This window comes from Collinsella sp. HCP28S3_G2, assembly GCF_052065125.1.
Classification (GTDB): Bacteria; Actinomycetota; Coriobacteriia; order Coriobacteriales; family Coriobacteriaceae; genus Collinsella.
On sequence record NZ_JBQHUO010000013.1, the window covers coordinates 31,106 to 51,134 of the forward strand.

Annotated in this window: 12 protein-coding genes and 1 rRNA gene; 4 read left to right on the forward strand and 9 right to left on the reverse strand. The window is 57.8% G+C overall.

Translation table 11 applies throughout. From position 1 onward, the window contains the following. Positions 1-110 precede the first annotated feature (110 nt). The 5 genes from ACTNB2_RS07765 to uvrA all read right to left on the reverse strand — a co-directional run bounded on the left by ACTNB2_RS07765 (position 111) and on the right by uvrA (position 9,851). A complete protein-coding gene (locus ACTNB2_RS07765) occupies positions 111-1,724 on the reverse strand; it encodes an ABC transporter substrate-binding protein (RefSeq protein WP_441041040.1) in 1,614 nt (537 codons plus the stop codon). A gap of 364 nt (positions 1,725-2,088) precedes the next feature. Next, the gene (gene uvrC, locus ACTNB2_RS07770) at positions 2,089-3,975 is read right to left on the reverse strand and encodes an excinuclease ABC subunit UvrC (RefSeq protein ID WP_441041055.1); all 1,887 of its coding nucleotides are present in this window, start codon (positions 3,973-3,975) and stop codon (positions 2,089-2,091) included. 60 nt (positions 3,976-4,035) lie between these two features. Then, a complete protein-coding gene (murJ, locus tag ACTNB2_RS07775) occupies positions 4,036-6,333 on the reverse strand; it encodes a murein biosynthesis integral membrane protein MurJ (RefSeq protein WP_441041041.1) in 2,298 nt (765 codons plus the stop codon). 3 nt (positions 6,334-6,336) lie between these two features. Further along, positions 6,337-6,837: a Cys-tRNA(Pro) deacylase gene (gene ybaK / locus ACTNB2_RS07780; protein WP_427718664.1), complete on the reverse strand. Its 501-nt coding sequence runs from the start codon at positions 6,835-6,837 to the stop codon at positions 6,337-6,339. 134 nt (positions 6,838-6,971) lie between these two features. Then, positions 6,972-9,851 carry an excinuclease ABC subunit UvrA gene (gene uvrA / locus ACTNB2_RS07785; protein WP_427728763.1) on the reverse strand — a complete coding sequence of 960 codons (2,880 nt, stop codon included), beginning with the start codon at positions 9,849-9,851 and terminating at the stop codon, positions 6,972-6,974. Between the two features lie 193 nt (positions 9,852-10,044). Here uvrA and ACTNB2_RS07790 point away from each other — a divergent pair, with 193 nt between their 5' ends. From ACTNB2_RS07790 to ACTNB2_RS07805, 4 genes are all read left to right on the forward strand, one after another. Then, on the forward strand, positions 10,045-12,198 hold the full coding sequence (locus ACTNB2_RS07790; RefSeq protein ID WP_441041043.1) for an LTA synthase family protein: 2,154 nt from the start codon (positions 10,045-10,047) through the stop codon (positions 12,196-12,198). 145 nt (positions 12,199-12,343) lie between these two features. Continuing rightward, positions 12,344-13,174, forward strand: coding sequence for an Mrp/NBP35 family ATP-binding protein (locus ACTNB2_RS07795; RefSeq protein WP_427794829.1), 831 nt, complete (start codon positions 12,344-12,346; stop codon positions 13,172-13,174). Continuing rightward, positions 13,175-14,446, forward strand: a complete 1,272-nt coding sequence (locus tag ACTNB2_RS07800; protein WP_441041045.1) for an NAD(P)/FAD-dependent oxidoreductase — start codon at positions 13,175-13,177, stop codon at positions 14,444-14,446. Between the two features lie 80 nt (positions 14,447-14,526). Continuing rightward, complete coding sequence (locus ACTNB2_RS07805; protein ID WP_441041047.1) at positions 14,527-16,167, forward strand: NAD(P)/FAD-dependent oxidoreductase; 1,641 nt, start codon at positions 14,527-14,529, stop codon at positions 16,165-16,167. A gap of 65 nt (positions 16,168-16,232) precedes the next feature. Here ACTNB2_RS07805 and uvrB read toward each other — a convergent pair whose 3' ends face one another. From uvrB to rrf, 4 genes are all read right to left on the reverse strand, one after another. Further along, positions 16,233-18,473, reverse strand: a complete 2,241-nt coding sequence (uvrB, locus tag ACTNB2_RS07810; protein WP_441041049.1) for an excinuclease ABC subunit UvrB — start codon at positions 18,471-18,473, stop codon at positions 16,233-16,235. A 51-nt stretch (positions 18,474-18,524) separates the two neighbouring features. Continuing rightward, on the reverse strand, positions 18,525-19,106 hold the full coding sequence (locus tag ACTNB2_RS07815; RefSeq protein WP_154517536.1) for a lytic transglycosylase domain-containing protein: 582 nt from the start codon (positions 19,104-19,106) through the stop codon (positions 18,525-18,527). Next, the gene (gene coaE, locus ACTNB2_RS07820; protein ID WP_441041051.1) at positions 19,099-19,740 is read right to left on the reverse strand and encodes a dephospho-CoA kinase; all 642 of its coding nucleotides are present in this window, start codon (positions 19,738-19,740) and stop codon (positions 19,099-19,101) included. Before coaE ends, ACTNB2_RS07815 begins: the two co-directional genes overlap by 8 nt. Positions 19,741-19,938: 198 nt before the next feature. Further along, a 5S ribosomal RNA gene (gene rrf, locus ACTNB2_RS07825) occupies positions 19,939-20,029 on the reverse strand; the annotation flags it as partial.

The window sequence follows — 20,029 nt, forward strand, 5'->3', positions numbered from 1 at the left end:
CGGACACTCATTACAAGACCCGAACGACATCGTTGCCGCCCGGGTCTTTGTTTCAACTATGAGGATACGGTCCCAACGGCCGACATCCTGCATATAGACTCAAGCGAGTCTTACGCCTTGACGGTCGCGACACCCTTAAAGGACATGCTCGTCGTGCCGATGCCCTTGAAGCCATCGAGGGCCTCGCCGTTGGGCGCAGTGGACGGGTCGTTCCAGGAAGCGGAGACGGTCTTAACGTGGACAACGGGGTACAGAACGGCGTTGTCGGCGATGATGTCGAAGCACTCGTTCCACTTCTTCTGCTGCTCGTCGCCCTCGGCGGCAAGAGCCTCGTCCATAAGGCCGTGGAGCTTCTGCCACTCAGCGGACTCCTTCCACGGGCAACGGGTCTGCATCCAGACGTTGTCGCCGTACCACCAGTTGAGCAGCAGGTCGGGGTCTGCGCCGAAGCAGGAAGGATCGCCAGGGGCAAGGAGGATATCGTAGGCCTCGCCGCCGTCGATGGCAGCATAGGTGGCCGGCGAAGTATCGGTCTGGATGGTCACATCGAAGCCGAGAGCGTCGAGGTCGTTCTTGACCTGGGCAGCCATACCCTTGATCTGCTCGTTATCGGTGGTGCGCAGGGTAATGGCGCCCGGGGTGATACCGGACTCCTCGATAAGCTTCTTGGCCTTCTTGGCGTCGGTCTTGTACACCGTGGAGGCCTCATGATAGTTGGTGAAGCTCTTGGGCAGGTAGCAGCTGGCAGCGGTAGCAAGGCCGGCGAAGGTGTTGCTGATCATCTTCTCGGTGTCGAGCGCATACATGACAGCCTGACGGACCTTGACGTCGTTCCAAGGCTCCTTGGCGACGTTGAACATGATGAAGCGGGTGCCGAAGCCCTGGACGTTGTCGATCTTGCAGCCGGCGCCCTCGAGCTGGTCGACGGCGTCAGCGGTAACGAGCTCCATGACGAGCGTGGAGCCTTCCTGCTGAGCGGTGACGCGAGCGGTGGGGTCGGTCAGGATGCTGTACTGGATCTTCTTATCCTCGGCAGCATACTCACCGTTGTACTCGGGGTTGGGAACCAGGGTGATCTCGGTATCGGAGATAGAATCGTACATCCAGGGGCCGGAGCCGATCGGCTGCTTGGCGCGATCCTCCTCGCTCTGGGCGGCAGGAGTAACGCGAATGATGGCCAGACGATCCTTGAGCAGGGAGAAGTTGGGGACCTTGGTCTTGACCGTCACGGTGCTGGCATCCTTGGCCTCGATGGACTCGAAAGGCTGGAAGAACGGAGCGTAGGTGGCAGAAGCGGCGCAAGCGGTGTAGGAGGCGACGACGTCGTCAGCGGTAACCTCGGTGCCATCGGAGAATTTGGCGCCCTTGCGGATGGTGACCTCGAAGGTGGTGTCGTCCACGGACTTGGGATCATCGGTGGCGAGCTCGTTGAAAGTGCTGTAGTCGTGGTAATCGATGCCGTAGAGGCCCTCGACGACGTGCCAGTTAGCGCCCAGGCCCACGGCGGAGCCGGTGCTGGCGGGGTCGAAGCTGGACGGAGCGTAAGCGGAACCGGCGGTGATCACGCCGCCGCCACGGTTGGCGGAATCGGCGGAAGCGGGAGCGGAACCCTCGTCGCTAGAGCTGCCACCGCAGCCAGTGAGACCAAAGCCGGCGACAGCAGCGACGCTGCCGGTGAGGCCGAGGAACGAACGCCTGGACATACCCTTATTGATGATGGCCATGTCTTCTCCTATCAATAGAGAATCTTACCCGGGAGCACCTAAACTTGCCCCCGCGCAACTTGCGGACGATATATACCTTACCTACCGACAAACCCAACTGAGGTGCCGCGCTCGGCGACCGATACATACATACGCTTGAACGGTATTTACTACCGTTCACCGAATTCGTTGACAAACGATACAGCAGACAGTATGTATCGGCGAGGTGAGATATCAGTCTTCGTCAACCCGCAGGATAGCAGGGTTTTCGCTTGGGTTAGTCAAACGTTTTAGCGTTAATAAAACCCGAAACCAGCAGGCAATCATGGCGAAATAAATGGTTGAAAATCGCGCAATCATGTATATCAGTTGTTTATGCTCGTGTTTAGCTATCGGAATGGCCAGCCGCGGCCTCGGCGCGCTCGGCATTCCATGCAACGAGCGCCTCGTGGACCGCCTTGGCAACATCGGCAGGTATGCCGCGAACTTCCGCGATCTCTTGCTCACTCGCCGCGCGCAACCGCTTCATCGAGCCAAAATGGCGCATAATTGCACGTTTTCTAGTGGGTCCCACGCCTGGAACGTCATCGAGTACCGAAACCGTCATGGCTTTATCGCGCAATTCGCGATGGAACGTGATGGCAAAACGGTGCGATTCGTCGCGCACCTGCTTGATGAGATAGAGCGACGCAGACCCGGTCGGAAGTACGACAGGAGTCTCGTCCCAAGGCACGAAAACCTCCTCATCGGCCTTTGCCAAACCACAAACTGGTATATCGAGCCCAAGGGCCTCAAGTTGCTTAATTGCAGCCGTCAATTGCGGCTTGCCGCCGTCGACAACGAGCAAATCGGGGCGCGAGCCAAAACGTTCGTCGGTCATCCGCTCGGGAGCATAGCGACGCCCCAAAACCTCGGACATCGAAACGAAGTCGTTCGCCTCGTCCAATTCGGCCTGGATTTTAAAGCGGCGGTACTGGCTCTTGTCGGCGTGGCCGTTGGTAAACACCACCATCGAGGCGACCGTAAAGGTGCCATGAAGCGTAGAGATATCGAAGCACTCGATTCGCATTGGCGGCGCAGGCAGCGCCAAGGCGCTCTCAAGCTCCAGGAGCGCTCGATTGGTGCGATCGTCGGCGTATCCCGTGCGCATCATATAACGCATGAGGGCATGACGCGCATTTTTAGATGCCATATCGAGCAACCGGTGTTTTTCGCCGCGCTGAGGCCTATGGAAATGACAGGAACGCTCGCGCTTGTCCGAAAGCCACTCCCCTAGCGCCTCCGCATCCTCAAGCTCGACGGAAAGGTTCACCTCGGCTGGAATATCAGCCGTCTCGTCGTAATAGCGCTTGAGAAAGCCCGACTGAAGCTCCTCTTCATCGACATCCAGGCCCTTATCGAGAATGAACTCACAGGTTCGAACCGTTCGCCCCTCGCGCACAACAAACACGCAGGCGGCCGAAATGGTCTCTTCTCGATAGAAACCAATCACATCGAGATCGACACTCGACGGAAAAACGACCTGCTGTCGGTCGTCCAGGCCCCTAATAACTTCCAAGCGGCGCTTGACGCGCGCCGCCCGCTCAAAATCGAGCGCTTCGGCGGCGTCCGTCATCTCGGATGTAAGCTCATCAACGACATCTTTACGATGGCCCGACAAAAATCGCTCGACGCGTTTAACGTTTTTAGCATAGTCGGCTGGAGAGATCGCACCGACGCATGCCCCCGGGCCGCGGCCAACATGGAAGTCAAAGCAGGGACGCCCGTTTTGAGCGCAAATCATATTGACGATATCTTCTTCGCCCTTGTGGGACTCGACGATACGGCGGCATCGACGCCATTCCGCACAAGAAGCCGAGCAGATCGGGATTACCTTGCGCAGCGTATCAATGGTCTCGCGCGCCGCGCGGCTGTCGGTGTAGGGACCAAAATAACGCGTTCCCGGCTTATGACGCTCACGAGTATATTTAATAGCTGGGAACAGATCGCTCTTGGTGATAGCGATAAAGGGATAGCTCTTATCGTCCTTAAGGTCGACATTAAAGTACGGATGGTATTGACCGATCAGGTTGCGCTCGAGCACCAGCGCCTCGTGCTCGTTCTCGACAACGATATAGTCAAAGCTCGCAACCAGCTGCATCATCAGTGGAATCTTTTGGCGCTCGTCCTGCAGCGTCACATATTGACGCATGCGCGAGCGCAGATTTTTAGCCTTGCCAACGTAAATGACATCGCCCTTGGCATCTTTCCAAAGGTAGCAGCCAGGCTGCATGGGCACACGCGAAACCTGTTCGGCAAGCGTTGGAATGTTGTCATGACCTGCCACGACTGCCTACCTGCGGCGAAGAAGCGCGGAGACCTCAGGTATCTTTAGAAGGACGGCAAGGCCAAAAGTCACGGCAAGTGAAACCATGCCCGCGATGCAAACATAGCCCAAGGTAATAAGAATCGATCCGCCAAGCGCTCCGACAAAACTCTCGAGCGCCCACAAAACGCAGGCACCCGCTGAGGCACCCAGGCCGCCGAGCAAAAGGCCATAGAAGCAGCCGTGCAGAATAGATTTAACCTGAAGACCCTGCAGACGACGACGCAGCCACCACAGCGAACAGCCGACCAGAATCACATAGTCGACAACATACGAAATCGCAATCGCAGGCATGCCATAGCCCAGCACCACACCAAACAGCAGAACCGAACCAGCCTGGCCGATGGCAGAGTATAGGCAATAGCGGCTATAGGGCTTCATGTCGAGCAGCGCCGAGAAGCTCTTCTGCATCAACACGACCACGCCGTAGAGCGGCAGGGAGAGCGCCAGATAAACCAGAAACTCGGACACAAGCGCCACACCCGACTCGTCGAACTTGCCGGCGCAATAAATCATGTTGAGCGGACGGGCAAACACAATGAGATATAGCGCGAAAGGAATCAGGAAGAAGAGCATCTGGGCCACGCCGCGCGAGATACCAACGCGCACGCTGTCATAATCCTTTTCCTGGGCATCGTGCGAAAGCTCGGTATAAAGCGCCGTCGAGAGCGAGGCGGCTATCAAGGCATAAGGCAGTGTGTACCAAAGGCGCGCATAGGCAATTACAGAAGGACCGGTCTCGGGCTGCACCACCAGCGCGGCTGCGTTGGTAATGGAAGTCGACACGAACATGCATACCGTAGCGAGCAACGTCGGGACGCCGAGCGCGAGCGTCTGTCGCAGTGCAGGATCCTTAAAGTCGATATGAATATGAGGCCGGACACCATGCTTACCGAGTGCGGGAATCTGGCACGCCATCTGGACAAAAACGCCAAGCGTCGTGCCGAGCGAAATCAAAACGACGCCCGCCTGCTCACCAAAGCAGGCAGATACGGGAGCGAAGCCCATAAAACTCGCAATGACAATCACATTGTTGAGTACCGGGGCGAACGTCGACCAAAAGTAGTCACGATGCGCGTTAAGAACGCCCGAGAACACCGAGCCCAAGCCGTAGAACAAAATCTGAATGGCAAAGAAACGGAACATGAATGCAGCGGTATCCATGCTTCCGCCATCGCCCGAAAGGAACGACTGCGTCCAGATAAAGCCCGGAGCAAACACGGTGCCCAACACCGAAATGCCGCCCAGCAGCAAAAGCAGGATGCCGAGCAGATTACCTACGTATTCGTTTGAGGCGTCGCGACCCTGCTCACGACGCACGCCCATGTACACCGGCAAAAAGGCGGTAACCAACATACCGCCCATCACGAGCTCATAGAGCATATTGGGCAGGTTGTTGGCGACCTGATAGGAAGACGAGAGCAGCGACATGCCGATGGCGGCAGCCATAGCCCAAGTACGGATAAACCCGGTGACGCGCGACACAATGGTCAGTGCAGTCATGAGGCCGGCAGAACGGCCAACCGTAGAGTAGTCCGACGAGCCCATATCATCTACGTCGTCCTGTGATTGGGGGCTGACTTCAGTGTGTTGTCGAGAATCAACCTCGATATCAGGCTCATCGATTATCGCGAAGGGGTCGTCGACCAAAACGGCATCATCGGCAGAAAAAGCTCCGTCAACAGGCGTGACATCGTTGTCAAACGAATCGTCATCGTTAGCTACGGCATTATTACCAAACACCGTGTCAACTTCCCTGGCGGCAGCGGTTCGACCAGAAAACGACAATAGATCCCAATCATCGTCCTCAACAGCAACGCCCTCGACCGGATCGGTCGAGCCGAGCGGTGACCACTCGTCATCCAAAAGCAACTGCTCGCCATCACCGTCGGTTGCAGGCCTCGCGGGACGATTGGCTGGGACACCCTGCAGTGCGCCCTTTCCCTGAGCCGCCATCAAAAACACCGCCGTCTCATCGGGACGCGGCGCACGAGACGCCCCGGCGTCAGGCATCCGTCCGGCACGGGATTGAGCCGCGGCCAAAAACACCGCCGTCTCATCGGGACGAGCCGAAGAGAGAATCGTACGGGGAGGCACCGTACCGGCACCGGCGGCACGCAAATACACAGCCGTCTCCCCTGGATCTGCAGCAACGGACCAAGCGTTTCGAATCTGGTCATCGACCGAAGAAGCCTCAGGCGCGGGCGTCTGAGAAGCCGAACCCTTTGCAAAGTGAGCTCCGCGCTTCGATTCTTCCTGCGGCATCGCTCAGTCCTCTCTCGTGATCGGGGCAACCGTCGCCCCGCAAAATGCAACTAAGTCGTCGGGGGCAAGCTCAAGTTGATAGCCACGCTTACCGCCTGAGATAAAAATGGTATCCCAAAGGACGCATGTCTCATCGATCAGCGTCCGAAAGCGTTTTTTCATGCCGACTGGACTGCAGCCGCCCCGGACATACCCCGTCGCGGCAAGCAAGTCCTTGACATGCATCATGGTCAGCGACTTTTCACCAGCGGCGCGCGCGGCGGCCTTTAGGTCAAGCTCGTCGGCAACGGGAATACAGCACACAACGTGTTCGTTGGACGGCGTCACGCAAACCAAGGTCTTAAACCCCTGGCCAGGCTCCTCGCCAAGTTGTTCCAAAATTGCGACGCCTAAACCCACCGACTCATCGCCATCGTCTTCATACGTATGGAGAATATAGGAGATGCCGGCGTTTTCCAGCTCGCGCATCGCATTGGTTTTCGGCGTCTTTGCAGCCTTTGCCATGGCATGTCCCTTCCCTCGCATTCGAACGTAACGCCTAAGTATATGTCCAATTTAGCCGCATACGTCATCTCGACACACAGAAGCGCCACCGAATCGAAAGGAATCGGTGGCGCTTCTCGTACGACGGCGTCTCTTTACTGGGCGTCGAGTTGTGCCTGACGCTCGCGGTCGCGCTTGAGCAGCGGTGCCAAGAACTTGCCCGTGTAACTCTGCGAACATGCCGCGACCTGCTCCGGCGTACCCGAGACCACGACGGTTCCGCCGCCATTGCCGCCCTCGGGACCCATATCGATCAGGCGGTCGGCAACCTTGATGACATCAAGGTTGTGTTCAATCACCAGCACCGTGTTGCCCGCATCGACCAAGCGCTGCAGCACATCGAGCAGCTGGCGGACGTCCTCAAAATGAAGGCCGGTCGTCGGCTCGTCCAAAATATAGAACGTCTTGCCCGTCTGGCGTCGATGAAGCTCCTTGGCGAGTTTCACACGCTGCGCCTCGCCGCCCGAAAGCGTCGTGGCAGGCTGCCCCAAACTCACATAGCCCAAGCCAACGTCATACAAAGTCTGAAGCTTGCGCTTAATCTGCGGGATATTCCCAAAGAACGCCAGCGCCTCGGTGACGCTCATGTCAAGCACGTCCGAGATGGTCTTGCCACGGTAGGTGACCTCGAGTGTCTCGCGGTTGTAGCGTTTACCGCCGCAAACTTCGCAGGGAACGTAGATATCGGGAAGAAAGTGCATCTCGATCTTGATCTGTCCGTCGCCCTTGCACGCCTCACAGCGCCCGCCACTCACATTAAAGGAAAAACGACCCGGCGAGTAGCCGCGCGCCTTCGACTCCGGCGTACTCGCAAACAGCGCGCGAAGATCATCCCACAGGCCAATATAGGTAGCAGGGTTGGAACGCGGTGTGCGGCCAATCGGCGACTGGTCGATATCGATAACCTTATCGATACACTCGATGCCCTCGATTTTCTTATACGGACCCACAGGGCGCGTCGAACGGTGAATAGCATTCGTAAGGGCAGGCGCAATGGTGTCGGTAACCAGGGAGCTCTTGCCCGATCCCGACACGCCGGTAACAACCGTAAGCGTACCAAACTCGATCTTGGCAGTAACGTTTTTGAGGTTGTTAGCTCGAGCGCCCGTAATTTTAAGGCAGCCGCGACCGGGCTTGCGCCGTTCATCAGGCACCCGGATCATTCGTTTGCCGGTCAGATAAGCGCCCGTCATCGACTCAGGACACGCCATGATATCGGCAGGCGTTCCCGCCGCGACTACGTGTCCGCCGTTGACGCCGGCGCCGGGCCCCATGTCGATCACGTAGTCGGCGGCACGGATCGTGTCCTCGTCGTGTTCGACGACGATGACGGTATTGCCGATATCGCGCAGGCGCTCAAGGGTCTTGATCAGGCGCTCGTTGTCACGCTGATGAAGGCCGATCGATGGCTCGTCCAAAATGTACAGGACACCCATGAGGCCGGCGCCGATCTGCGTTGCCAGGCGAATACGCTGCGCCTCGCCACCAGAAAGCGTCGCCGAGGCACGATCGAGCGTCAGATAGTCGAGTCCAACATCGACCAGAAAACGCAAGCGCTCCAGGATTTCCTTGACGATGCGCCCGCCGATAAACTGTTGGCGCTCGGTGAGCTCCAGGCCCTCAAAAAACTCGAGCGACTCACGGCACGACAGGCAACAAACCTCGTAAATGGACTTGCCGCCCACGGTGACGGCGAGCATCTCAGGGCGCAAACGAGCGCCGTGGCAGCTCGAGCACGGTTCCTCGCGAATGTACTTCTCCAAGCGCGCCTTGGTGTTCTCGTTCGTCGTCTCGGTATAGCGTTCGTACAGGATGTTGCGAACGCCCGAAAACTTGGTATCCCACTGGCTACGACGTCCGTCGAGCTTTTGGTAGTCAACCGAGATCTTCGTATCGCCCAGGCCATCCAAGAATGCACGACGCACGCGAGGGGGCAAGTCCTCCCACGGCGTATCGGCGCTTACCTTAAAGTGTTTACAGACCGCAGCAAAAATCTGCGGGTAGTAGTTCGAATTGCCAAACAGGCTACCAAAGACTCCGTCGGCAATGGACTTCGAGGGGTCCTCGATCAGCGCCTCGGCATCAACGGTTTTCTTAAAGCCCAGGCCGTCGCACTCAGGACATGCGCCATAGGGAGCGTTAAACGAAAAATCACGCGGCTGAAGATCGTCGATGGAGTGTCCATGCTCCGGGCACGCCAAGGCCAACGAATACTCCAGCAGCTCGCCCTCGGTCCCCTCGGGAGCATCACGATCGGGCAGCATGTACACATTTACATTGCCGTGAGCCAGCGCGGTCGCCTGCTCAACGGACTCGGCAATACGGCCCAGAGAGTTCTCACGGATCACGATGCGATCGACCACGACCTCGATATCGTGCTTGAACTTCTTGTCCAGATCGATTGGATCGTCGAGCGAGCGCACTTCACCGTCGACACGCACGCGGCTAAAGCCCTCGGCGCGAAGGTCCTCAAACAGTTTGGTGTACTCGCCTTTTCGCCCGCGCACCACCGGTGCCAGCACAAACGCGCGGCGACCCTCCCCCGCCGCCAAGACCTTGTCGGCAACCTGGTCGGTCGTCTGGCGCTCAATGACGCGGCCGCATTCGGGACAGTGCGGGGTGCCCACACGGGCGAACAGCAGGCGCAGATAGTCATAAATCTCGGTTACGGTGCCAACCGTCGAGCGAGGGTTTTTAGACGTCGTCTTTTGGTCGATCGACACCGCCGGCGAAAGGCCGTCGATTGAATCCAAGTCGGGTTTGTCCATCTGGCCCAAGAACTGGCGCGCATAGCTCGAAAGGCTCTCGACGTATCGACGCTGGCCCTCGGCATAGATAGTGTCAAATGCCAGCGAGCTCTTGCCCGAGCCAGAAAGACCGGTAATGACCACGAGTTGGTCACGCGGAATGGAAACATCGATATCACGGAGGTTGTGCTCACGAGCGCCGCGAATAACGATAGAAGAATCAGACATGGAAGCTCCTTGCCTCCTATTGCATCGAATCATACTGCCGATGAGTTTAGCGCACTCGACGCGCACAGATGTTCGTAATACAAGATTCGCAGACCTTTAGCTTTGCGTATCGGGCGCTTTGTTTCTCGAAATGCCGTGGAAAGGTTACAGTAATCAAATACTGAACTTAATTTGCTGTAACAGAGGAACGTCCATGACCGAAGATATCCCCCTTGAAATCACTTCGAGCGACATGGCCAATCTGCCCATATTCATCGCCGTCCTTATCGTGGCCACCGTCGTCGTGCGCGTGTATTTTTCAATCAAACACAATGAAAAGCCGCCCATTGCCCGCGTCTTTTGGTGCGCGACGCTCCTCATCCCGCTCGGCATGGTAGCTGCATGGATTACGAATCAATTGCTCGTAAATGAGGACAGTTCCCTATGGGTCCTTTCTTATTCGGCGCTCGGTGCTGCCGCCGTCATACTTCTTGTCGAGCCCTTGGTTTCGGGACTTATCGACCAAACCGATCTTGCGACGGGAACGGTTGCCTGTATTTGCCGTGACATCCTTGTCATCGCCGCTGTTTCAGCGCTCTCGTTCGTTTCACTCGAAATTTCCTGCAACGAAACGTTCTATCGCATTCCCGCCAACTCATTCGGATTTTCCGTCGGGCTGCTCGCGACGGTTCTGCTCTCCCTTTATTTGCTGGGACAGCGTCATGGAGGCGTCATGGTCCTCGTGCCCGTCGTCTGTTGCATCCTTGGCATTGCCGAGCACTTCGTCATAACGTTTAAAGGCGAGGCCATCCTGCCAAGCGATATCTTGGCCCTTGGCACCGCAATGGAAGTGAGCGAGGGATACGAGTTTACCTTTACCGCCGGAATCGTAACCTCTCTAGCCCTGCTAGAGATTTCCCTGGGGCTTCTTTCGCTTATCCGACCGAGAAAGCTCCGTACGCCCACCCATGTCTTCCCCGCAATCGCCGCTAACCTCTGCGCTTTTCTGCTAGTGACCGTTGTGGGGCTCTCGGGCTTTTCCAGCATCGACTTGGAGCAGGCGCTGAATTTTGGATTTGACCGTTGGCAGCCCATCACCACGTATGCGTCTCAGGGTTTTATCACTTCGTTCACCGAAATGGTCAACGAGTTGCCCATTGAGAAGCCCGAAGACTATACGCCCGATGAGGCGCAGAGCATCGAGCAGGAGCTCGCCGCCACCTACGACAGCACGTATGGCTCGAGCGAGCAGCGCGCGGCGGCCGTTGCCCAGTTCAATGAAATCAAGCCGACGATTGTTGCCGTCATGAACGAGAGTTTTAGCGACCTTTCGTGCTTTGAGCAGCTCCAGGCGGCCGGGTACACCGGCCCCGCATTCTACAACTCGCTTCCCGACACACTTGTTCGCGGCACCATGCTCGCTTCGGTCGCCGGTGGCGGAACGGCGAACTCCGAATTCGAATTTTTGACCGGAGCGACAACGGCCTTTGTCGGATTAGGCAAAATCCCCTATCAGCTGTATCAGATGAATGGCGTCAACAGCCTGGCAAAGAACCTTAAAGAGCTTGGGTATACCGCTACCGCTATGCACCCGCAAAACCCCGTCAACTACCATCGAGATAAAATCTATCAGCAGCTGGGCTTTGGAGACTTTCTTTCAATCGGCGATTTCGAAGGTGCGCCCTGCTACCATGCCGGCGTATGCGACTACGCCACCTACGACAAGATACTCGACCTGCTTAGAACCGACGAAGCCCCGCAGTTCATCTTTGACGTCACGATGCAAAATCACGGCGGCTACGACTATGGCACCGTTCCCGCCGAGGAGCTGACAAACTATTGGGTCGAGGGAGCCAGCGAGGGCGCCAATAGCGCGCTCAACACCTATCTTACCTGCATCAACGCATCCGACCGGGACCTCGAGTACTTTATCAACGAGCTCCGCAATATCGGCAGACCGGTTGTTCTTGTCTTTTTTGGCGACCATCAGCCGAGCGCCGCAACGACTCTCAACGACGAGCTGTACCCTCAGGAAGATACGGCAAGCCACGCTTTCCGTATCTATCAGTCGACCTATTTCGTCTGGGCTAACTATGAAATCGCCGGCAATACCGAGCTCAACGTCTACGACACCGTCGGGGCAAACGAGATTGCAGCCATTACCCTTAATAAGATCGGCGCCCCGCTCACCGACTATCAAAAGGCTCTGCTTGCAACAAGGTCAGATGTGCCCACCATCAATGTCGCCGGCTATCTTGGTGCCGACGGGCTGCGCTACGACTTGGAATCTGAAGACAGCCCATACGCCTCGACGATCGACAAGCTGCAGCGCATGCAATACCTCGAGTTCGCCAGCAAAGTTCAGTAAGCCCGCTCATTCGCTTGGGCCCATCGTATTGCAAGCACGCTCGGCCCAAATGCATCACAAATGACTCCCGCTCGCAAACGAGGGTACAATGACGCTCGTGTCACATCACGGGGCCCCGGCCCCAACATATACAAAGGAGTCATACATGGGTTGCGAGCACGCACAGGCCGCCGGCGGACAAACATCGCCGTCGCAATTTGAGGAGAACACGCTGTCCGAGGTCAAACGCGTCATCGCCGTGCTTTCCGGCAAGGGCGGTGTCGGCAAGTCGTTTGTCACCGGCGCCATCGCCACCGAGCTTGCCCGTCACGGCCACAAGGTCGGCGTCCTCGATGCCGACATCACCGGTCCCTCTATCCCCAAGATGTTCGGTATGAGCGGACGCCACGTCCATGCCCTTGGCAACCTTATGCTGCCCGAAATCTCCGAGCACGGCGTCAAGGTCATGAGCTCCAACCTGCTGCTCCAAAACGAGACCGACCCCGTCCTTTGGCGCGGTCCGGTCATCGCAGGCGCCATTAGGCAGTTCTGGAGCGAGACCTCGTGGGGCCCCATCGACTACCTGCTGGTCGACATGCCTCCGGGAACAGGCGACGTCGCGCTCACCGTCTTCCAGTCGCTGCCCGTCGACGGCATCGTCATCGTCACGAGCCCGCAGGATCTGGTCTCGATGATCGTCGCCAAGGCGGTCAACATGGCCGAGAAGATGAACGTCCCCATTCTGGGCATTGTCGAGAACATGAGCTATATTGAGTGCCCCGACTGCGGCAAGAAGATCGAGGTCTTTGGCAAGAGCAAGCTCCCCGAGGTCGCAGAGCGCTATAACCTCGACATCTTGGGCACGATTCCCATTAATCCGGCACTCGCCGAGGCCTGCGATAAGGGCGAGGTCGAGACCGCACTGCCCGACGGCATGTTGCCCCAGGCAGTCTCTGCCGTCGAGGCCATTGCCCCGCACGAGACCGACGAGGCCTAAGTGAACACGAGCGCCTTCTATGACGTCCTGGTAATCGGCGGCGGGGCTTCAGGCCTCGCCGCCGCCATTACGGCCGCACGCGCTGGCAAAAGCGTCTGCATCGTTGAGCGCGATGTCGCCTGCGGCCTTAAGCTCCTTGCGACCGGCAACGGTCGCTGCAACCTCTCCAACGAATCGATTGATCCACAGCGGTATAACCACCCCGCATTCGTCGAATCCGTCATGGGCCCCCAGCCCGAACAAGAGCTTATGGGTTTCTTCTCCTCGCTGGGCATCATGACAACCTCCGAGGAAGGCCGGCTGTACCCGCGCTCGCTTCGCGCCGAATCGGTACGCGACGCGCTTCTCAACGTTTGCGACCGCCTGGGTATCACCTTAATCTGCGGAGCCAATGTTGCCTCGGCGCACAAAGCTTCCGAAGGCTGGGCACTCCAAATAAACCGTCCAGCGCGGGCACTCAAGGCAAAAAAGCACGACGACCGAAAATCGGAGCTCCGCTCGCTTCGGAAAGCGCTCGCCGATGTCCCTCGCAAGAACGAGGCCCTGGAGGCGCGCGCCGTAATTATCGCCACGGGCGGCAACCCCGCCGGTATCGCCGATACGTTTAGCCTCCCCCTCACTTCGCTGCGCCCCATCCTCTGCCCCGTATCGGCAACGGTCGTCGGCGATCGGGCGGCACTCAAGACGTTGGATGGTCTGCGCGTCCGCGCCCGCTTGACGCTCACCCGAAACCATAGGGAGCTCTGGCACGAAGACGGTGAAGTGCTGTTTCGAACCTTCGGCATCTCGGGCGTCGCTGTCTTCAACCTCTCCCGTCGTATCCAGCGCGGCGATACGATCCTGCTCGACGTTTTCCCCGACCTCTCTAAAGACGAGTTGCTCGATATGCTTAACAGGCGCCTTAAGCTGCTCGGCGGCTTTTCGCCCCGCGATCCCCGTTGGCTCGACGGCATGCTCGCCCCGCAACTCTCCCGCGTCGTCTGCACAGCGTTCGAGCGGTGCCATCCAGGCTCCAACGATGTCGTCCACCTGGTCTCGATCCTCAAGCACTTTAAGTTGCTCGTCGAGGGAACAGCCGAGGAGCGCTCGGCGCAGGTCACGCGTGGTGGCGTATCTGTCGAGAGCATCTCAACACCCAGTCTACGCGCGTGCAGCGTTGTCGACGCCCCGCTTTACGTCTGCGGCGAAGCGCTCGACATCGACGCCGATTGCGGAGGCTTTAACCTTGCGTGGGCCTGGCTCTCGGGCATTCGCGCTGCAAGCAGCCTGTAGCCGCACAGTCTATAATCAAAAACGCATTCGGGCCGTCTGGGATACCGGACGGCCTCTTTCTTGCCTCTAAGGAGACCTCGATGATCGAAATCACCCAAGTCAACGCGTCACTCGATGAAGCCGGCGATGAAAATGCCTGCCTCATTGTTGGCAAGCGAGTCGCCAAGCGCGTCCTACGTTGCAAGGACTCCGAGATCAAGTCCATCGAGCTCCACCGCAAGTCAATCGACGCTCGCAAAAAACGAGACGTCCATTTTATCCTGAGCTTTCGTGTTGAGCTGACTAGTCCCCACCTCGAGCGAGAAGCGGTCGACAGCGTTGCCGAGCGTGACCGCTCGCGCGTACGCGCGATAGAAGACGATGAGCCTTCATTCCCCTCCCCCGTTTCCGGCGCACCCAAAGAGCGCCCCGTCGTCGTCGGTGCCGGATGCGCCGGCCTTTTCGCCGCACTCACCCTTGCCGAAGCAGGTCTTAAGCCCTTGCTCATCGAGCGCGGCGACCCGGCATTTCGCCGCTCACAGGCGATCGACCTCTTTCTAAAGGAGCGTATCCTCGACCCCGAGAGCAATATCCAGTTTGGTCTGGGCGGCGCGGGGACCTTCTCGGACGGCAAGCTCAATACGGGAACAAAAAATCCCGCCCATCGCCTCATCCTCGAAACCTTCGTCGAGGCAGGTGCGCCCCGCGATATTCTGTGGGATGCCAAGCCGCACATTGGCTCCGACATCCTTCCCACGGTTGTTACCGCTATATCCCAGCGCATCGAGCAGCTCGGAGGTGTCGTCCGTTATCGAACAAAACTCGTCGACATTCGCATCGACGCATCTGGCGCCATCACCGGTATTGATGTCCAATCATCCCAAGACGCCGCTTACGAGTCAATTGAGACAAAGCACCTCATCCTCGCCTGCGGGCATTCTGCTCGCGATATTTTTGAACTCCTTAAGGACCACGACGTGGCCCTCGCACAAAAGACCTTTGCCATGGGCGTTCGCATCGAGCATCCGCAGCGCGACATCGACCGAGCCCAATATGGAGCCTCGGCGGGACATCCTGCCCTCGGAGCAGCCCCCTACAAACTCGTCGCCCATCTTCCCAACGGCCGCAGCGTGTTCTCGTTTTGCATGTGCCCCGGCGGGCAGGTTGTCGCCGCCTCTTCCGAGCAGGGCCACCTGTGCGTCAACGGCGCCAGCCTCAATGCCCGCGACGGCCGTAACGCAAATGCCGCCCTGCTCGTTAACGTCACGCCCGAGGACCTTCCCGACGATGACCCGCTCGCCGGCATCGAGCTCCAGCGCGCCTGCGAGGCGGCCGCCTATCGCCTGGGCGGTTCCAACTGGAACGCACCGGCACAACTCGTCGGAGATTTCCTCGCAGGACGCGCCAGCAAGGCGCCCGGAAAGGTAAAGCCCACCTATCCGCTCGGTGTGACCTGGACGGCAATTGACGAAGCCCTGCCGCAGCATATCGTCGAGTCGCTCCGCCTGGGACTTCCCCTACTCGGAAAAAAGCTACGGGGCTACGACCGCCCCGATGCCGTTCTTACCGGCGTGGAGACTCGTTCGAGCTCACCGGTCACTGTCACCCGAGACCGAACGTGCCATGCCGTGTCGACCCCGGGCCTCTACCCTTGTGGTGAGGGAGCTGGATATGCCGGAGGCATCATGAGCGCAGCCACCGACGGTATCCGTTGTGCCGAAGCCCTGATCGCAGACCTCTAGCGAACGAATTCCAGCGTGCAAAAGACACAGGCCCCGAGCTCCACAGGTAACTCGGGGCCTGTTCGCTATTTCTTAAACCGTGCACCCTGGCGTTTTCTACCCGATGCGAACGTGGAACCCTTGCGGGCCTGCGAACGCAAGCGCTCGATCGTCTCGTCCTCAGACGCACCCTCGAGCATCGCCCGAATCTGAACGACAGCATCACGCAGGCGCGCCGCCTCCTCAAAGTCCATGACGGCAGAAGCGTTACGCATATCCTCTTCCATGGTTTCGACGATCCGCACAAGCTCGTCATGCGGTAGTTCTTCCAACTGCTCCGCAAGTGTCTGCTCGGGCGCCACCGTTTCCGGCACACCGCCCTCGCCCGACTCATCGGGCGTATAGAATGCACCATGGCCAAGAGAGTCGCCCTTCGAGCGTCCCTTGGAGCCCACAGTTTTTTCGGCCTCGGCAATAAAACTTGAGATGTCGTTGATGGCCTTGCGCACTGTCTTGGGCACAATGCCATGTTCTTCGTTATATGCCATCTGAGTCTCGCGACGGCGCTGCGTCTCCTCGATGGCCGCTTTCATCGAATCGGTCACAACGTCTGCATACATGATGACTTCGCCATCGGCGTTACGGGCCGCACGGCCAATCGTCTGAATCAGCGAACGACGGTTGCGCAAGAAGCCTTCCTTATCGGCATCGAGAATTGCCACCAGTGAGACCTCGGGAAGATCCAAGCCCTCGCGAAGCAGGTTGATGCCAACGAGAACATCGATCTTGCCCTCGCGCAGCGTTCGCAGGATCTCGACACGGTCCATTGTCGCCGTATCAGAGTGCATGTAATTGACCTTAATGCCCGCATCAAGTAGATGGTCGGTCAGGTCCTCGGCCATGCGCTTGGTCAACGTGGTCACCAGCACGCGCTCCTTGCGGGCAACACGCTCGCGAATCTCATCCTCAAGATCGTCAATCTGACCGCGAACGGGACGCACGTCGATCTTGGGATCGAGCAGGCCGGTCGGACGAATAATCTGCTCCACGTCGTTTTGGCTCACCCGCAGCTCGTAGTCGCCCGGCGTTGCCGAAACATAGATGAACTGGGGGATTCTCGCCTCAAACTCATCGAAACGAAGCGGGCGATTGTCGAGCGCCGAGGGCAGGCGAAAACCATGCTCAACAAGCGTAACTTTGCGCGATCGGTCGCCTTCGTGCATGCCGCGAATCTGTGGCACCGTCACGTGGCTCTCGTCTATGATGCAGAGCATGTCCTTGGGGAAGTAGTCAATCAAGGTAAACGGCGGCTCACCCGGCTTACGCCCGTCCAGATGACGCGAGTAGTTCTCGATGCCGTTGCAAAAGCCCATCGTCTCGAGCATCTCGAGGTCATAATCGGTCCGTTGCTGTAGACGTTGCGCCTCGAGCAACTTGTCGGTCGCCTTGAGCTCCGCGACGCGTTTTTCGCATTCTTCACTGATTGACTTCAAGGCCGCCTTGACCTTGGGCTTCTCGGTCACATAGTGCGATGCCGGCCACACGGGAATAGCCTCATACTCACGAAGCATCTCACCGGTAACCTCATCGATTTCGGCGATAAGCTCGACCTCATCGCCAAAGAACTCAAATCGCAACGGATGCTCGGCATAGGGCGGATACACATCGACAACATCACCGCGCACGCGGAAGGTGCCACGCGCCAAGTCATAGTCGTTCCGGTCGTACTGAATGTCGATGAGCGCATGGATAAAGTCATCGCGCTCGAGCGGTACTTTCTTGTCGACATTCGGCGCCAGCCCCGCATAGTCCTCAGGAGAGCCGATGCCATAGATGCAGGACACCGAAGCAACGACGATCACATCGCGTCGAGAAAGCAACGAGGCGGTCGCCTGATGTCGAAGCATCTCGACTTCTTCGTTAATCGAAGCATCCTTCTCGATATACGTATCGCTTTGCGGCACATATGCCTCGGGCTGATAGTAGTCGTAGTACGAGACGAAGTAGACCACGGCGTTGTTGGGAAAGAATTCTTTGAGCTCGCTCGCAAGCTGGGCGGCGAGGGTTTTGTTGGGGGCCATGACCAGCGTTGGCTTACCGAGAGCTTCGATGGTCTTGGCCATGGTAAAGGTCTTGCCCGAGCCGGTCACGCCAAGCAAAACCTGATACCGGTCTCCGTCCCTCACACCCTGCACAAGCGACTCAATGGCCTTAGGCTGTGAACCTGCAGGCTCATAGGGAGACACGACCTCAAACGGTACCTCGGAGCCCTCAACGCCAAAACGTTTGAGCTCTCCGCCAACACGCTCAACTTCAAAATCCGCCATGGATACTCCTAACTCATACATCTGCAGTATACGCAGGCGGCAGGCATAGTCCTATACGAACCGGTCGGGATAGAGGGTCTTATAGCGAACCCAGGCATTATTGACACGAATCAAATAGGCTTGCGTCTCGGGAAAGGCAATCGCGTTATGGAGCGATGTGTTTTGCTGCGCCCACCCATCGACATTGCCCATTCCGGCATTGTAAGCAGCAATAGCGCTATCCGTCGACCCATTGAAATACGTCAACAGGTATGAGAGGTACGCGCACCCAAATTCGATATTCGAAGCGGGGTCATTCAGATCATCGGCTGAATACTCGTCCCCGTCGACAAGGCCCTTAGCGATCATATCCTGAGCGGTTTCGGGCATAAGTTGCATGAGACCTTGGGCGCCCTGATTTGATTCCGCCTCGGGATCCCAGTTTGATTCCGACTTGATGACGGCACACACCAGATACGGATCGAGATTATGCGAAATACTGGACTGCTTTACATACGCTTCATAGTCAATCGGATAGAACGGTTTAAAGAAAGCGGCGGGAGCACACGAGTAAACGAGCGAGATAAGGCCAAAGACGAAAACGACAACCAGCGGCACAAGGCGATACCACGTAAAGAAACGCGTCTTAGGCATCTGTCGTCTCCTTATCCATAGCATCCATAAGGCCATGGCGAGCAAGCCACGCGTCCAGTTGTTCAAAGAGCGAGCTGTCGCCCGCTGCGTTATCAATCACGGTCGTGGCGAGACTGCAAAGCGAAGACTCATCGGGTTGGCAAGCACAGCGAGCATCAAAATCGGATGGGTCCATACCACGGTGAATAGCGCGTTCGCGACGGACCGCTAAAGGAGCGCTAACAACCATAATTTCATCCGCAAGGCCAAAGGCATCCTCAAAGCCAGTCGGAGCAGATACTTCGACCGCCGCAAAGGGATAGCGGGGGGACGAAACCGTACAGCAAGCAGGATCGAGAATCCTCAGCGAAAGCTGCTCAATGAGAGCGGGGTGAACAATACTATTGAGCCTTGCAACCGTATCGGGAGAAACAAAAGCTCGAGAAGCGAGAACGTTACGTCGAACACCGCCATCCTCGTCCAAAATATCCCAGCCAAACTCTTCAGCAAGAGCATTGACGATATCCGACCCCGGTACGTACAGCGATTTGGCAAGAACATCTAAATCGATAAGCAGGGCTCCGCGAGATTCCAGAAAGCGGCAGGCAGTCGATTTACCCGAAGCAATATTGCCCAAAACGAAAACGGTAAACATCAAGCCCTCCCTAACGTCAATGCGAGTAATTATCGCGCAAATACAAAGCGACGGTTCAAAAAACAGCCAAACAGTAAGAGAGTCAAAGGAAGAGTCCGCTCACAAGGCACAGCTTGTATATAGATATAGCGCAAAAAAGGGGGAGGCCGCGAGGCCTCCCCCTTCCCAGTCCAAGCGCACGGCTCGGTGCCGTCCACCGGTCAGCGGCGCCCTGGCCTCCCACGGGCTGGCCCCGCAGTACTCTCGGCGCGATGGGGCTTAGCTTCCGGGTTCGGAACGGGACCGGGCG

Excerpts from the sequence above, each read along its gene's own strand:
- ACTNB2_RS07805 (WP_441041047.1), top strand. The coding sequence starts at position 14,527 with ATGATCGAAATCACCCAAGTCAACGCGTCACTCGATGAAGCCGGCGAT.
- ACTNB2_RS07815 (WP_154517536.1), bottom strand. The coding sequence starts at position 19,106 with ATGCCTAAGACGCGTTTCTTTACGTGGTATCGCCTTGTGCCGCTGGTT.
- ACTNB2_RS07790 (WP_441041043.1), top strand. The coding sequence starts at position 10,045 with ATGACCGAAGATATCCCCCTTGAAATCACTTCGAGCGACATGGCCAAT.
- uvrA (WP_427728763.1), bottom strand. The coding sequence starts at position 9,851 with ATGTCTGATTCTTCTATCGTTATTCGCGGCGCTCGTGAGCACAACCTC.
- ACTNB2_RS07795 (WP_427794829.1), top strand. The coding sequence starts at position 12,344 with ATGGGTTGCGAGCACGCACAGGCCGCCGGCGGACAAACATCGCCGTCG.
- coaE (WP_441041051.1), bottom strand. The coding sequence starts at position 19,740 with ATGTTTACCGTTTTCGTTTTGGGCAATATTGCTTCGGGTAAATCGACT.
- uvrC (WP_441041055.1), bottom strand. The coding sequence starts at position 3,975 with ATGCAGCCTGGCTGCTACCTTTGGAAAGATGCCAAGGGCGATGTCATT.
- murJ (WP_441041041.1), bottom strand. The coding sequence starts at position 6,333 with ATGCCGCAGGAAGAATCGAAGCGCGGAGCTCACTTTGCAAAGGGTTCG.
- uvrB (WP_441041049.1), bottom strand. The coding sequence starts at position 18,473 with ATGGCGGATTTTGAAGTTGAGCGTGTTGGCGGAGAGCTCAAACGTTTT.
- ybaK (WP_427718664.1), bottom strand. The coding sequence starts at position 6,837 with ATGGCAAAGGCTGCAAAGACGCCGAAAACCAATGCGATGCGCGAGCTG.
- ACTNB2_RS07765 (WP_441041040.1), bottom strand. The coding sequence starts at position 1,724 with ATGGCCATCATCAATAAGGGTATGTCCAGGCGTTCGTTCCTCGGCCTC.